Here is a 15,081-nt window from a genome sequence, read left to right as displayed (position 1 = left end):
GTTATGGTAATTGTAACATATTTCAGTAAATTTAATCTACAAGTTGGACTTGATAATCCTTAAACCAAATATGTGTCTGTGCTAAATAGGCAAGTAGTTGCGGACCTGACATTAATTGGCCAAACCAAGGAACCTTGAAGGAATCTCCATTTGAATCGATTAAGTCCGATAATCGTTGTGCATGAAAAAGCTCATGGAGGATTGAGTTTTTATCTTTTAGCTGATCGTTTAGGATGCTTTGCACTTTTTCAGAGTAATGGGGATTATGTGTTTTAGGATATGGACTTTTTTTGCGATAAAGTACATCTACAGGAAGTGTACCTTGAAAAGCTTTTCGAAGGATTCCCTTTTCTTGATTGCCAACCATTTTATAATCCCACGGGATATTCCATGCGTACTCTACTAGTCGGTGGTCTGCAAAAGGTACTCGAACTTCAAGACTAGCGCCCATGCTCATCCGGTCTTTTCGATCAAGTAAAGTAGTCATAAACCAAACCATGTTTAAATAAAAGAGCTCTCTTCGTTTTGCGTCTACCCCTGACTCTCCGTCCAATCGAGGTGTTTCGGCAATAGTTTTGTCATATGCATGTTGCACATAATCATCTATATTTAATTTTTTTTGCCAGCTATCATTTAGTAGAGAGCTTCTTTCATTTTTCGAGCGAATCCATGGGAAACCGTTTTCGGTGTTACCAACTTGATGGAACCAAGGATAGCCGCCAAAAATTTCATCCGCACATTCTCCAGATAACCCTACAGTAAAATCTTGTTTGATTTCTTTGCAAAACCAAAGGAGGGAAGAGTCGATGTCCGCCATTCCTGGTAAATCTCGAGCGTGAACGGCATCTGTTAAATATTCGGCTAACTGATTTTGGCTAATAACGGAATAATGATGGGTAGTATTTAGCTTATTAGAAACTTTTTGAATCCAAGGTCGATCATCGGTTGGTTGAAATACGTTTCCTTGGAAGTGTTTTTCATTATTTTCATAATCAATCGAGTAAGAATGAAGAGGTCCCTTTCCATCGCGATCATATGAATTGGAGGCGATTGCTGTAATAATGCTAGAATCCAAGCCGCCTGAAAGGAATGTGCAAAGAGGAACGTCTGACACGAGCTGTCTCTGTACAGCGTCTGTTACAAGGTATCGTACTTTTTCGGCAGTTTCATCGAGTGAATCAGTATGCACTGCACTTTGTACATTCCAATATCGCCAAATACGGAGTCCGTTTCGGGAAAAAGTTAGTGCGTGGGCAGGGCGTAGTTCCCGAATTTCATGATACACTCCTGAACCTGGTGTTCGGGAAGGACCTAACCCGATTATTTCTGCTAAGCCTGCTCGACTAATTGTAGGAGATACATCTGGGTGTGCAAGAAGTGCTTTTAACTCGGAACCGAATAAAAACCCTCCATTCTTTTCTGTGTAAAACAGTGGTTTAACGCCAAGGCGATCTCGTGCTATGAAAACTTTTTGTTCCAGTTCATCCCAAATTGCAAATGCAAAAATGCCGTTAAAGTAATCGACGCATTTTTCTTTCCATTCGATATAAGCTGTCAATAAAACCTCGGTATCGGAATGGCTAGAAAAAGTATGACCGAGTTTTTGCAATTCTTTTCGGAGATCCTCCGTATTGTACAATTCTCCATTATACGAAAGAATATAGCGGCTCGAGTGATAGCTCTTGACCATGGGCTGCTTTCCACCTATCGGGTCGACGACTGTTAATCGACGATGGCCAAGGAGTGCATGCATAGTAGACCAAATATTATGGTCGTCTGGGCCACGTTTTTTTAGCGTCTCGGTCATTTTTGTTACAATAGCTAATTCGTTTCGCAAATCTTTTTTAAAATGAATCCATCCAGTTATTCCACACATATATCGGCATCCTTTCTTTCATGCATTATTTTATGCAACGAGCTTTCAGACGAATCAAAAAAACAACCATGAAAGTTTGAATTTTCATGGTTGTTAGGTGTAATATACTCTATTTTCGTTTGGTATTAAGTGTTAGGCATGTTAATACAAGACTTGATTGACTGAGGAGCTTTCTGTTTCGTATTCATCGTCTGTGCGCTGTTTTTGGATAAGCCATATTGCGGCTATCAGGACCACGCCAATTAGACTACTTAGAATTTCAGGTACTATTAGCATGATACCCGCTACAAATAGGACAAATCGTTCCCAAATCCTTGAGTTTCGAATAAAAAATCCAATCATGGAGCTACTTACGGCCATCATGCCAATTAGGGAAGCGACTACGGAAAATATTAACATAACTGGCTCGACGTCAACCATAACTAAAATCGGATTGTAAATGAAGATAAATGGAACAATAAATGCTGCTATGGCTAATTTAACTGCATTCATTCCTGTTTTAAATGGATTTGCGCCTGCAATTCCAGCCCCAGCATAAGCTGCAAGGCATACGGGAGGGGTAATATCAGCAGCAATGCCGAAGTAGAAAACGAACATATGGGCAGCTATTGGTGCCACTCCGAATTCATTGATGAGCACCGGAGCAGCTATAGTTGCTGTTACGACATAGTTTGCTGTAGTTGGAAGTCCCATACCTAAGATAAGGCAGGCAATCATTGTGAAAATTAGTGCAAGAATTAAATAACCGTTTGATAAAGCGATAACACCAGCAGCGAACTTTGAACCTAGACCTGTCATACTAACAACTCCCGCGATGACACCAGCAGTAGCTACAGCAGCAATGACAGGGAGTGCAACTCTTGTACCTTGCTCAAGAAGATTAACCGTCTGTCTTAATGACATTCTTGTTTCTTTACGGACAAGGCTTACTAAAAATGCGGAAATAATTCCAAAAAGAGCTGCGCGTTGTGGAGTGAAACCATACAGAATTGTTCCCATAATCACTAGCAATGGCAGAAGCATGAACCAGTTTCTTTTCATCAGTTTTGGGAAAGAAGGTAATTGAGATTTTGGTAAACCAAATATCTTTAACTTTTTAGCCTCAAAATGAGTCCCAATAAAAATTCCCGTAAAATAAAGAACTGCTGGAATAACAGCCGCTAACATTATGACCCCATACGAAACGCCTAAGTATTCCATCATGATGAATGCAGCAGCACCCATCATTGGCGGCATAATTTGGCCACCAGTTGATGCAGCAGCTTCTGTAGCACCAGCAAATTCAGGTTTAAATCCTGCATTTTTCATCATCGGAATTGTGAAAGAACCAGTTGCGACTGTGTTGCCCACAGAACTTCCCGAAACGGTTCCCTGTAATGCACTGGCAATTACTGCCGTTTTCGCTGTTCCACCTGTATAGCGACCAGTTAAGGAAAACGCTAGATCATTGAAGAATTTCCCTATATTCGTTTGTACAAGTATTACACCAAAGAATAGGAAAAGGAAAATAAACTTTGCAGAAATCTGAATCGGAGTTCCAAAAATACCGCTTTCCTTATACCAAAGGGTCGTTGCAGTTCGATCAAATGAAAAACCAGGATGTGAAAGAATTTGTGTAGGGACAAAATTTCCGAAAATAGCATATAGCATGGCAACTAGTGCCACAATAACAATTGGTAAGCCTACCGTTCTCCTTGTAGCCTCTAGTACTAGAACAATACCTAGTACAGAGATGATAATATCCGGTAAGCTATAACCGGAAATTCTACTCTGCAGTATGGAATCAAAGTAAAAAATTTTATGATATGTTACATACATCGCAGTAAAGGCTAGCAAAACATCATACCACGGAACTGTCTTATGGATTTTCTGCATACCTTTTTTTAAAGGATACAGTAGAAAGATAACCCCGAGTGCGGTTCCTAAGTGGACTGCGCCTTGCTTTTGGGTAGGAAGTGTACCGAAATAAGCAGTATATAGATGGAATACAGTAAGAGAAACTCCTAAAAATGTGACAAACCATGCCCATTTTCCGATGTTAGTTCGATATTGATTTTCCTTGTCGTATTTTTCTAATATTTCCTGCGCGTCAACGGTTTGCTGTTCATTCATTATCTCACCACACTTTCCTTTAAGGATGTTATTTCAAATCGTCAAAACTTTTTATGCCGGTGTTTTTACGTGTAACAATTTGAATAACTTCTGGATAGACATGCCCAATAAAAGCGGCGTTTGGAACTTGATGACCATCAAAAGCGGCTTCTCCTTTTATTGCTTGTAGGGCTGGAACATGAACGGTCATTCCTAGATCCATATTCCCATCACGGATACTGGATAGATTTTCAACGGATGCACCTGTTTCTGTGTTCGTTATATTTACTCCATTGATATTTTTGTTCCAAATACTTGCCATTTCACCTCCAAGTGGATAATAAGTACCACCTTGACTACCGGTACCTAAAATTAGTTCTTTTTTGCGGTTACCATTATCGGCAGTAAGTTCAGCAACAGGGTTGTCTACTGTTAAACCTTTTTCCTCATAGTAGCGCTTAGCACCAGGATGGATAGGAAGACCTTCAGAACCCCGAAGAGCATTTTCTAAAATCATTTGTTTCGCCTGAGCGTGCGTGTTCTCGCTCGCTTTTTCTATCATTACTTTTGCAAGTTCATAGCCTAATTCATCGTCGATTGTATCTGTACTCCCCATGAGAATCGCATATGCAGTAACTGTTTGAACGTCGTTCTCCAGAAAATCATAGGTTTCCTTTGGAATTGTGTGATGTCTATATCCACTTTTTTCTTCAATTTTTGCAATAGCATCGTCCGAGAGGCTTAACATAACAACATCTCCGACAGATGCTTGTAAGCTTTCGATACTAGCTGCTGGAAGACCTAAAATTCCAATAGAAATGTCGATGTTCCCATCTTGTACACCATCAGCGGCATCGCCAAATCCTTCTTGAAAACCAGTATATTCATCATCTCCAATGCTATATGCGTCCAAGATGAGTTTGGAAATCGAGTTTGTCTCACTTGCAGGGGGTCCTATTGCAATATTTTTTTTACCCTCACTACAACCACCCATTAACAAAATCATGCTGAGAAGCACAGCGACAAAACCTAGTAATTTCTTCTTCATTTCTCTCTCCTCCAAAATTAGTATTTCTCCTTTTTGATAGCGCTTTCAAAATAAGGGACATATAACTTATGGATTTGTTAGCACTTCAGATAGAAGGTTAACATTATTATACTTTTATACTTTAGATTAACAATATATTCTCTGTTTCTTCCTACAGTTCGACAGAAATTGTTGGAATCTGCACGGGTGCCATGCACAAAAATAAATAAGAAAACAACCATGAAAGTTTGAATTTTCATGGTTGTTTTGTGTAATAGATTATATTTTAAATTGGTTGATTTGTTCTTGTATGTCCATAGCACCTGTACTTAATGATCTTGCAACAGCACTAATTTCTTGCATAGTTGCTGTTTGTTCTTCTACAGCGGCTGCAATCATTTCGGATTGTTCAGAAGAATTTTCCGAAGCAGAGGACATTTCATTCACTGAAGCTGCAACTTGTTCTGTGCTTGCAGAAATTTCTTCAGAAGATGCAGAAACTTCTTCTATTTGTGAAGCCATATCTTGAATAGCTCCCATAATACTACCAAACGCAGTTTGTGCATTTTGGATGAAAGTAACGCCTTCTTCTACATTATTTACTGTAGTACTTACTGCATTTTCTACTTCTTTCGTATCTTGCTGGATCAAAGTTGTGAGCCCAACAATTTGATTTGCAGAGTTCTTCGATTCCTCTGCAAGTTTACGCACTTCATCTGCAACAACAGCAAAGCCTTTTCCATGCTCTCCAGCACGTGCAGCTTCGATAGCAGCATTTAGTGCAAGAAGATTCGTTTGTTCAGTAATTGCAGTAATAACTTTTGAAATATTTTCGATTTCAGCAGATTGGGCACTTAATTTTTTAATGCGCTCATTTGTTTCATGAGAAGACTTTTGAATAACAAGCATTTGTTCTTCAGCAGTTATTAATGTTTTCTCGCCTTCATTCGCAACTGCTTGTGTGTCGACTGCTTTTGAGTGAAGCATTTGTGTTGCTTCAGCAATTCTTTGTACGCCGTTAGCCGTTTCCTCCATTGCAACAGAACTTTCTTTTCCTGTTGCAGCAGATTGAGCTGCACCTTCCGCCATTATTTCTACTCGTTTTGCAACATCGTTGGATGAAAGTGCAACTTCATCCGTACTAGCTGATAATTGCTCTGCAGCAGCAGTGGTCTGTTCAACATTTGTAGCTATATTATTAATGAGCGCGTGTAAATTAGATTTCATTAAATTAAATGAAGCAGATAGGTCACGAATTTCATCTTTTGTTTTGACAGTTACATCTTCTTGACTTAAGTCACCATTTGCAATAACTGCCGCTGCTGCTGATAGCTTATTAACTGGCACAGTAATAGCACGTGTGATAAACACTGCTACAGCGAATGCTAGAATAGTAGAAAAAATTGCAATAATAAGAATAAATATCGTGCTTAAACGTGCTGATTCTTGTGCTTCAGTTTTTATAGTTTCCATTTCAGTAGTTTGAAAATCGATAATTGCTAAAACTGCAGATCGAAGTCCTTCATTTGCTGGGCGTGCTTTACTAGAAAGTAATTTTACCGCTTCGTCTGTCTGACCTGCTTTTACAACAGATAAAATTTCTTCGGAAGTTGCATTGAACATCTGTTGACTATCCTTTATTTTTTGAAGCTGATTAAGCATTTCTGTATTAACAAATATTTTTTCAAGATCTACTGTTATAGTATCGATGATTGCTTGTTGTTTTTTCAGATTTTCGATTGTCGCTTCAGATGGTTCTAATATATATGAACGAACATATACTCCTTGTGCAGAAATGGCATCTGAAATATTACGTGCCTGGTTTATCTTCTGAACACTATCTTCTAAGATAAAAGTATAGTCGTCATCAATCTTTTTCAACTGTGTGTAACCGACTGTCGAACTTATAAGTAAAAATAGTATTAAAATACCAAAGCCAGTGTACAATTTTTTTCCTATGCTCATAATGATTAATACCCTCCATTCTATCTATGATAACTTTATCTTTTCATGATAAGTTCTTGCTATGTAATGGTCAAGAACTTATTGCGAAAAAAAGAATATTTTGGCGGAAACAGTGAAAAACGTGAAAGCATGGGCTTTCACGTCGAAAAAAGTAGTATTAAGTTGTCATTTTTAAAACTGTTTTGATTTTTTGGATAATACCACCTGAGCTATATGTTAAGACACTTCGCTTATAGAAGGACAGGCTCACGAAGAACATAAGGACTACTGTTCCAATTAGTAAAAGTAGTGATAGCATAGGTGCAAAGGAAGAGATATCGGTTGCGCCAATTCGAAGTGGCATAACCATTCCAGATGTAAAAGGAATGAACGAGAATACTTTTATCAGAATTGTATCTGGGCTGTACATTCCAGAAAGTAATACGTAGAATCCAAGTATTCCAAGCATCATAGCAGGCATCATTGCTTGGCTAGATTCTTCTACTTTAGATACGAGCGAGCCAAGTAATGCTCCAATGATTAAATAGAGCATAATTGTTAGCAATAAAAAGGCAACTGCATATCCGATAAAGGTGAAGGATAATTCATTCATTATTTCTAACACTGCATCCCATTTTGAACCATTATCTATTACCATAAATAATAGACCTTGTACGAGCAATAAAGACCCTATTTGAGTTAACGCAAGTAAGAAAGTTCCCGTCAGTTTGGCCATAAAATGAGTGGAAGGTTTAATGCTCGCAAGTAATACTTCTAGCACACGTGAACCTTTTTCAGAAGCAACATCTGTCGTAATCATCGATAAAAATGTCATGACAAATGAATAGATTAAAAACCCAACTAACATAGAAGCACCAATACCAGCTGCTTTTTCTCCTTCGCTTTTTCCGTTTACGGATTCTTCATTTAAGTTTTTCATCGAAATGACTGTTTCCGATTGGAGAATTTTCTCTGCTTGTTCTGCAGTTAGATTAAGCTGTTGTACTTCATATAGTTTTCCAGCATATTGAAGCTGTGAAGATAAGCTAAGCTGATCATTAAACGTTAGTGGCTCGAATGTTGCTATTTCTGCAACGAGCGATTTATCTTGGTCTTTAATGAAAATGGCTGCAGCAAAATCACCATCGACTACTTGTTTTTCAATTTCAGCTGTTGCGTTAGTTGGGAATGTAAACTCCAAATCGCTACTAGATTTGAATAATTCCTCAATGTTTGCATCTGTTTCATTTACTAACGCTATTTGCAAAGGCTCATCTTTAAATAATGCTTCTTTAATATCAGACCAAAACATTGCGGCACTAATAATGACAACATACATGACGATGGAAAGAATAAATGATTTTGCCTTAATCTTTTGTGTATATAATTGCTTGACGAGAAGCCAAAATTTAGACATTTGTACCACCAACCTTGTCTTTGAAAATTTCTTCTAATGACAAATAATCTAAACTGAACTTCTCAATATATTTTCCATTAGAGACGAAATCGAAAATGGATTGTGCGTAGTCTTCATTTTCGAGTGTTAAAATGTATTGATCTTTACTAATATGAACGTCTTTTACCCCTTCAAGCTTTTGGAGTAGATCCGCTGATATATCTGTACGAATCGTTAATTTTGTTTTTCCATATTGCTTTTTCAAATCTAATAAACTACCTGTAAACAAAGAGACGCCACGTTTCAATAAGCAAAGATGATCACAAAGCTCTTCTACGTTATCCATTTGATGGCTGGAAAATAAAATCGTCGTCCCTTTATCCCTTAATTCTAAAATGGCATGTTTCAATAAATCCATATTTACAGGGTCTAATCCGCTGAAAGGCTCATCTAGAATAAGGAACTCAGGCTGGTGGATGAAGCTTGCGATTAATTGAACCTTTTGCTTATTTCCTTTTGACAAAGTTTCCGCTTTAGCTTTTCGCTTATCTTCTAAGTCAAAGCGATTAATCCAGTAATCCACTTCTTTGATCAAGTCTTTGCGTTTCTTTCCTCTTAATTCTCCAAAAAAGTAAAGCTGGTCTTCCACTTTCATTGAAGGGAAAATGCCTCTTTCCTCAGGTAAATATCCTAAAATATCTCGATTAATCGAGTTAATATGCTGACCATTCCACGTAATAGTGCCTTCTGTTGTTTCTTGAAGATCCAAAATCATGCGAAACGTAGTTGTCTTACCCGCACCATTTTGCCCGATTAATCCATAAATTTCTCCTTTTTCAATCGTAAAGGATAGATTATCGACGGCAACAAAGTTTTGGTATTTCTTCGTTACTTGTTGAATAGATAACGTCATATGTAAACTCCATTCTATGAATATTTTATTTTCTCTCTACTATACGTGTTTAATTTGAGGAACGTTTCATTTTTTTTGTAACGTTTTTTATTGTTGTGCGTCTAATCTTTTGAAACGAAAGCGAAGGAGCAAAAAAACATGAAAAAAATAACAGCATTTGCAATGGTAGCAGTCTTGTTAATAGGCGGAATGCTATTCAATCAACCGCAAGTTCAAGCAGAAAGTATGCCAAAAGAAACAACAGATTATATGAAACTTTCAGGAAAAATTACGGAAGTTGTAACTGGGAAAGAAAAAGTTACGCTAACAGTAGAAACTGAAGGAAAAGAAATCACGTTTTTCACAGTAACGGACGATGCATTACTATTCAATAGTGGGACAACTGAAGCAGTGAAAAAAGAATCATTCGAAAAAGGTCAACAAATTGATGCATATTATGGAAAAAACAAGCCAATGCTTGCAATCTATCCTCCACAAATTACTGCAGATCTAGTAATTGTAAATGATGCAGAAAAGTTTGGATCTGTAAAAGTAGGCAAGTTTGATAGTGAGTTTTTAAGTTTAGATCAAGAATTGAAGCTAAATCTTGGAAAAGAAACAGTTTTAGTAAATGAAAAAGGCGAGAAGATCGAACAAGCTGATTTAAGTGGAAAAGAATTAGTTGTTTTTTATACAATTACAACAATGAGCCTTCCACCACAAACACCACCAAATAAAGTTATTGCTCTTAATACTTCAACAGAACAAGTTGAACAAAATGACTTTACGAATTACATGAATTTTTCTGGGGAAGTTACAGAAGTAGTAACTGAAAAAGATCAAGTTACTCTTACAGTACAAACAGCAGACAAAGAACCACAAGTGATGATTTTACCTATTGCAGATGAAACTAAAATTTTTAACAGTGGTACAACGAAGTCATTGAAAAAGGATTCTTTCAAAAAAGGACAAAAAATCGATGCTTACTATGCTAAAAACAAGCCAATGCTTTTAATTTATCCACCAAGAGTTACACCTGAATTTGTCATCGTACATGATGAAAAAGTGTTTGGAAATGTAAAGGTAGGTAAGTTTAATAAGAAGTTTTTAAGTTTAGACAATAGTTTAAAATTAAGCATCGGAAAAAATACAATTTTACTTGATGAAAACGGTAAAAAGGTTTCATTGAAAGACTTACAAGAAAAAGAGCTAATTGTATTTTATACAGCTTCAACAAGAAGTATTCCAGCAATAACGATTCCAACTAAAATTATTGGGATCGATGAGCTTGATGCAGTCCAAACGATTATTGAAAACGATCATTTTATGACAAACGGAACGATGATGATTCCTTTTAGTGAAGTAGCTGAAGAGTTGGGTTATGAAGTGAAGACAGATCAAGCAAACAATACGACACTTGCAACATTAGGAAACAGTTCAATTACGATTACACATGGTCAAAAAGCATACGGCTATAACCGAAGCCTACGCCAATTTGCAGAAGTACCTGTATGGAAAGATGATAAATTATACGTTTCAGCAGATATTTTAGAATTATTAAATCAATAATAATGAAAAATCCGTCCTTCTCGATTGAGAGGGACGGATTTTTTTATATACATATTTAGAATGGATTACGTTACAAGTGGACGCTTTCCGCGGGCGGTACCTAAGCATCCTCGCTTTGTTGTGGGGTCTTCGACTAACGCTATTCCCGCAGAAGTCGCCGCTTTTCACTGCATTCATCTATTTTACTGAAATGTGTTCATATCCTGTATGTGTATTGTTTTACGGAGTGGAGTACTGCTGCTCCTATTGTAAAAGCTTTAGAAGGCTAAGCATTGTAAGATAGTGATGTTGCTTATTTATTTTGCAACCGATTTACTTTCTCGTTCGACTTTATTATGTAACGGAGAGGAGAGTTGAAATGGATATAAAAAAAATAGTGCAAAAAGCAAAAAAGGGAGATGACGAAGCATTTGAACAACTGATTAGTTCAGTTCGACAAAAGTTGTATCGAACAGCTTATGCGTACGTTAGAAATGAACAAGATGCTTTGGATATCTATCAAGAAACAATTTATATAGCTTATACTTCTATAAAAAAATTAAATAAACCTGAAAGTTTTTCAAGTTGGATTACCAAAATTCTAGTTTTTAAATCAATTGATTTTATTCGGAAAGAGTCTCGCCATTTTACTACAGATAATGAGGAAATCTTTGCTGATTTAATCGTTCCTGAAAATGTTGATTTCATAACACATTCATTGGACTTATCGGAAGCCTTTAAATATTTGAATCCTCCAGTTAAGACTATTATTTTGTTGAGGTATTATCATGATCTGTCTATTAAGGAAATAGCCACGATCATGAAATATCCAGAAGGAACTGTGAAATCACATTTGAATAGAGCGAAAAAAGAGCTAAGACCTATATTAAAGGAGGGTTATCTATTATGAATAAAGAAAAATTCGATCAATCTATAAAAAATATACATGTACCAGTTGAAAAGATATTGGAAAGAGAGAAACAAGCTATATTTCAAGGTAAGAAAAAACGGAGAGTAGGAAACATGACGAAGCGTTCCATTCTAGTTGCATGTGGGTTGTGTTTATCTCTACTTGGATCAGGGTTTGTTTCTACAGGCATGGCAGAAGCATTGTCTAATATTCCATTGCTTAAACCAATTTATAAGGATTTTAGGGACATTGCCTCGGATAAAATTGAAAGCAATCAACTAGCAACAATAATTGATAAACAAGATAATCAAAATGGCTTAACAATGACTGTAAAAGAAGCAGCGTATGATGGTAGCCGTTTAATGGTATCGGTAGCTTACACTGGTGAAAAAGCACTTTCTTGGGGAGAGGCGGATGTTAGTTTTTCTAATGTGACAATTAATGGACAGCCTGTTAAGGTAGCGAGTGGTGGTGGGGGACAAGATGATATAAACTCAAAGACAATTATTGAGCATCATTCAATGTCATTTGCTAATTTCGATGAGTACGGTGATAAAATTGAAGTTGGTGTCCATGGAGAAAACTTATTTGGCTATGAGGGCGAGTGGGAGGTAGTATTCCCTCTTGAAAAAGTAGAGGGCGAAATTTTCGAATTCTTCCCGCAGGTGTCAGCAACTACACTAGATAAAGTGTATACGATAACAGCTGATAAAGTGACATTTACCCCACTAGCAACAAGAATAGATCTAAAGGTGGATTATCCTGTTGAAATGGATGCGAACGATAAATGGCCAGCGTTTGAACTTTATATGATGGATAGTGATGGAAAAGTCTATGAAGGACTGACATTTCAATATGGTTTTATGCCTGGGAATTATGGGCATCATGTGATCCTAACATTGCCCCCAATGGATACGATACCTGAATCATTTACACTCAAGCCAGGTCGTAGAGATAGTCAAGGCTATTTAGTAGAAATAAAAGAATTAGAATTGGTTATGCCTCTAAAAAATAAACAATAGTTTCGTTTATATTTTGCAAGCGAATTTAATGTCAAGCCAAATTCCATACATAGTTATGGAATTTGGCTTTTTCTTTGTGATTAATGCTTAATATAAAAACCTCCACAAATAAAACGTAGCATACGCTTCCCAGCCTTTCCATGGAAAGGACATTTTTAAGATTTCATCCTTTGATGGTTTTTGTTCGGAATTTGTCACTAGTTTAAGTGCATTATGCAGTCCTACGTCATCGATTGGGAATGCAGAAGGAAATCTCGCGCAACGCATTAATACATAATTGGCTGTCCAAGGGCCGATTCCTCGAATGTTTGTTAGTATTTTCTCTGCTTTTTTCAAATCATTTGTTTCTATTAGCATGTCTTTTGTGAGTAAACCTTTGTCTATTAATTGAGCAACTTCTATTAAATATTCACATTTTTTTACGGTCATTTTTAAGTCCACTAAATCCTCCACAGTTAGCTTCGCAATATCACTAGGAGTAGGGAATACCCAATATAATTGATCTTCAAATGGAATAGAACGTCCAAACTTTTCAACTAATCTTCTTTTTAATGTGTACGCATATGTTAGGTTGATTTGTTGGCCAAGTATACCCCAAGCCATTGCTTCAAATAAATCTGGAATCCCCATAATTCGTAATCCGTGAAATTTCTCAATTGCTTGCTGCAATATCGGATCTGTTTTCGCCATTTTATAAAATGCTTGTAATTTCGTTTGCATATCGAACCAGTCCAAAATATATGCAACAACTTGTTCACGAACGTTTTTGTCTGTGGGTCTTGTATTAGATAAAAATTCGATAAGTAGTGTATGGTCATCTCTTTCGCTAATTTCAATAAGAAATGTGTATGTATCTATCGGAATAGCTTTTCTGATTTTATTGTCATGCACATAAAACAAGCATTCGTTTGTGGATCTCGCCAAATATTGAAGGTTTTTTTGGAAACTAAATTCGGTTGGTACGGATAAAATAATTCGCTCATCTTGTTCTTTCCAAAGCATATATGGACAACTCCTTTTTGGTTCATTATAAGTTAAAATAGAGAAGTAGGGGGGATATGAAATGATTATAAAATTAATAAAAGAAGCATATCCACTGGATTTATTGCTAGAGGCAGATCCGTCTGAGTTGTTAGTTAAGCAATACTTGGAGCAAGGGGAATGCTATGTTGCTGAGCAGGACGAGGAAATAGTCGGCGTATTCGTGCTACTACCAACAAAATCAGGTACGGTGGAACTGATCAATATTGCAGTAGCCGAGCAGCATCAAGGAAAAGGAATAGGAAAATTACTTGTCATGGATGCAATAAAAAAGGCAAGACAACAAGGCTACGACACAATCGAAGTAGGAACGGGCAACTCAAGCATTGGCCAACTTGCTCTCTACCAGAAATGTGGATTTCGAATTACTGGAATCGACAAAGACTTCTTCACAATCAATTATGCAGAAGAAATTGTAGAAGACGGTATTGCTTGTGTGGACATGATTCGGTTATCTCAACAATTATAAAGGATTGGACAATCAATGTGCAGAACTGGACAATAAGGCCATAAAACCGGACAATCATAAAAAATCTCTCCAGTAGGAGAGATTTTTGAGTACTTTTAGTTCAATTGAAAAATCTGTAGCATTTTTCTAAGCTCGCTCACTGGTATTTGACCGGGAGCAGATGCTTCCACCCCAGAGCCGAACGTGGCAGCGGAGCCAAAAACTTGTCCTGCTACTCGGCTAATAGCTCCTGTAGCAGCCATGGACATCGTAATGATTGGTCGGTCCGCATATAACGATTTCATCGTGTATGTAGCATCTAAAAGCGTTAACACATCAGCGGGATTTTTAGGCATTACTGCAATTTTAGGTATATGCGCCCCAAGCTCCTGCATTCTTCTTAATCTCCAAATGATTTCTTCTTTTACAGGTGTTTTTTCAAAATCATGATTGGACATGACAATATATACTTCATGGTCATTTGCGGTTTGCACAATGTCTTCTACGTCGGCAGAAAACATTTCCACATCTATCAAATCAACTTCTTTTGTTTGTATAACCGTTTTCAAAAGTTGTTTATAGTAAGCGTCTTCGATTTTGTTATTTCCACCTTCGCGATGACTTCTAAACGTAAAAAGTATTGGAGTAGGATATAACACCTTGCGGATCGAAGAAAGAGTCTGTATTACAGTATGTATATCTTCAACGTCGTCCAAAACATCGACTCGCCACTCTACTATATCGGGACTTTGTTGCTGAATTATTTTAATTTCTAAAAGAAGTTGTTCCTCTGTCTTTCCCATAAGTGGGATGAAAATTTTTGGAATGCCTTCTCCAATATGAATATCACGAATAGAAACAATTTTCATAAAAAGGACTCCCATCA

At 37.0% G+C, this 15,081-nt stretch carries 12 protein-coding genes; 4 read left to right on the top strand and 8 right to left on the bottom strand.

Annotated elements, in window-relative coordinates:
* Positions 1-31: 31 nt before the first annotated feature.
* The 6 genes from asnB to RUH95_RS06505 all read right to left on the bottom strand — a co-directional run bounded on the left by asnB (position 32) and on the right by RUH95_RS06505 (position 9,247).
* The gene (gene asnB, locus RUH95_RS06530; RefSeq protein ID WP_313892034.1) at positions 32-1,876 is read right to left on the bottom strand and encodes an asparagine synthase (glutamine-hydrolyzing); all 1,845 of its coding nucleotides are present in this window, start codon (positions 1,874-1,876) and stop codon (positions 32-34) included.
* Between the two features lie 141 nt (positions 1,877-2,017).
* Positions 2,018-3,988 (bottom strand): TRAP transporter permease, encoded by a 1,971-nt coding sequence (locus tag RUH95_RS06525; RefSeq protein ID WP_313892033.1) that lies wholly within the window; start codon positions 3,986-3,988, stop codon positions 2,018-2,020.
* A gap of 28 nt (positions 3,989-4,016) precedes the next feature.
* Positions 4,017-5,015: a TAXI family TRAP transporter solute-binding subunit gene (locus RUH95_RS06520; protein WP_313892032.1), complete on the bottom strand. Its 999-nt coding sequence runs from the start codon at positions 5,013-5,015 to the stop codon at positions 4,017-4,019.
* 258 nt (positions 5,016-5,273) lie between these two features.
* Positions 5,274-6,959 carry a methyl-accepting chemotaxis protein gene (locus tag RUH95_RS06515; RefSeq protein WP_313892031.1) on the bottom strand — a complete coding sequence of 562 codons (1,686 nt, stop codon included), beginning with the start codon at positions 6,957-6,959 and terminating at the stop codon, positions 5,274-5,276.
* Between the two features lie 157 nt (positions 6,960-7,116).
* Positions 7,117-8,355, bottom strand: coding sequence for an ABC transporter permease (locus RUH95_RS06510; RefSeq protein WP_313892030.1), 1,239 nt, complete (start codon positions 8,353-8,355; stop codon positions 7,117-7,119).
* Complete coding sequence (locus RUH95_RS06505) at positions 8,348-9,247, bottom strand: ABC transporter ATP-binding protein (RefSeq protein ID WP_313892029.1); 900 nt, start codon at positions 9,245-9,247, stop codon at positions 8,348-8,350. Before RUH95_RS06505 ends, RUH95_RS06510 begins: the two co-directional genes overlap by 8 nt.
* A gap of 138 nt (positions 9,248-9,385) precedes the next feature.
* On the opposite strand from RUH95_RS06505, the gene RUH95_RS06500 reads away from it, so the two are divergent.
* The 3 genes from RUH95_RS06500 (at position 9,386) to RUH95_RS06490 (ending at position 12,706) form a co-directional block, all read left to right on the top strand.
* A complete protein-coding gene (locus tag RUH95_RS06500; RefSeq protein ID WP_313892028.1) occupies positions 9,386-10,795 on the top strand; it encodes a stalk domain-containing protein in 1,410 nt (469 codons plus the stop codon).
* A 358-nt stretch (positions 10,796-11,153) separates the two neighbouring features.
* Entirely contained in the window at positions 11,154-11,684 is a 531-nt protein-coding gene (locus tag RUH95_RS06495; protein ID WP_313892027.1) for a sigma-70 family RNA polymerase sigma factor, read from the top strand.
* Entirely contained in the window at positions 11,681-12,706 is a 1,026-nt protein-coding gene (locus RUH95_RS06490) for a DUF4179 domain-containing protein (RefSeq protein WP_313892026.1), read from the top strand. The genes RUH95_RS06495 and RUH95_RS06490 overlap by 4 nt, the downstream gene beginning before the upstream one ends.
* Positions 12,707-12,793: 87 nt before the next feature.
* On the opposite strand, the gene RUH95_RS06485 is transcribed toward RUH95_RS06490, so the two are convergent.
* Complete coding sequence (locus RUH95_RS06485; protein ID WP_313892025.1) at positions 12,794-13,708, bottom strand: DNA-3-methyladenine glycosylase family protein; 915 nt, start codon at positions 13,706-13,708, stop codon at positions 12,794-12,796.
* 61 nt (positions 13,709-13,769) lie between these two features.
* On the opposite strand from RUH95_RS06485, the gene RUH95_RS06480 reads away from it, so the two are divergent.
* A complete protein-coding gene (locus RUH95_RS06480) occupies positions 13,770-14,216 on the top strand; it encodes a GNAT family N-acetyltransferase (protein ID WP_313892024.1) in 447 nt (148 codons plus the stop codon).
* A 95-nt stretch (positions 14,217-14,311) separates the two neighbouring features.
* Here the strand turns inward: RUH95_RS06480 and aroD are convergent, their stop codons facing one another.
* The gene (gene aroD, locus RUH95_RS06475; protein ID WP_313892023.1) at positions 14,312-15,064 is read right to left on the bottom strand and encodes a type I 3-dehydroquinate dehydratase; all 753 of its coding nucleotides are present in this window, start codon (positions 15,062-15,064) and stop codon (positions 14,312-14,314) included.
* Positions 15,065-15,081 lie beyond the last annotated feature (17 nt).

Source organism: Psychrobacillus sp. (assembly GCF_032154225.1).
GTDB lineage: Bacteria > Bacillota > Bacilli > Bacillales_A > Planococcaceae > Psychrobacillus.
The sequence above is the reverse complement of the archived record's forward strand: the minus strand, read 5'-3'. Positions and strand labels throughout refer to the sequence as shown.

Bases quoted from the DNA above. Each gene is read 5' to 3' on its own strand.
- RUH95_RS06500 (WP_313892028.1), top strand. From the start codon at position 9,386: ATGAAAAAAATAACAGCATTTGCAATGGTAGCAGTCTTGTTAATAGGC.
- RUH95_RS06485 (WP_313892025.1), bottom strand. From the start codon at position 13,708: ATGCTTTGGAAAGAACAAGATGAGCGAATTATTTTATCCGTACCAACC.
- RUH95_RS06480 (WP_313892024.1), top strand. From the start codon at position 13,770: ATGATTATAAAATTAATAAAAGAAGCATATCCACTGGATTTATTGCTA.
- asnB (WP_313892034.1), bottom strand. From the start codon at position 1,876: ATGTGTGGAATAACTGGATGGATTCATTTTAAAAAAGATTTGCGAAAC.
- RUH95_RS06495 (WP_313892027.1), top strand. From the start codon at position 11,154: ATGGATATAAAAAAAATAGTGCAAAAAGCAAAAAAGGGAGATGACGAA.
- aroD (WP_313892023.1), bottom strand. From the start codon at position 15,064: ATGAAAATTGTTTCTATTCGTGATATTCATATTGGAGAAGGCATTCCA.
- RUH95_RS06515 (WP_313892031.1), bottom strand. From the start codon at position 6,959: ATGAGCATAGGAAAAAAATTGTACACTGGCTTTGGTATTTTAATACTA.
- RUH95_RS06525 (WP_313892033.1), bottom strand. From the start codon at position 3,988: ATGAATGAACAGCAAACCGTTGACGCGCAGGAAATATTAGAAAAATAC.
- RUH95_RS06520 (WP_313892032.1), bottom strand. From the start codon at position 5,015: ATGAAGAAGAAATTACTAGGTTTTGTCGCTGTGCTTCTCAGCATGATT.
- RUH95_RS06490 (WP_313892026.1), top strand. From the start codon at position 11,681: ATGAATAAAGAAAAATTCGATCAATCTATAAAAAATATACATGTACCA.
- RUH95_RS06510 (WP_313892030.1), bottom strand. From the start codon at position 8,355: ATGTCTAAATTTTGGCTTCTCGTCAAGCAATTATATACACAAAAGATT.
- RUH95_RS06505 (WP_313892029.1), bottom strand. From the start codon at position 9,247: ATGACGTTATCTATTCAACAAGTAACGAAGAAATACCAAAACTTTGTT.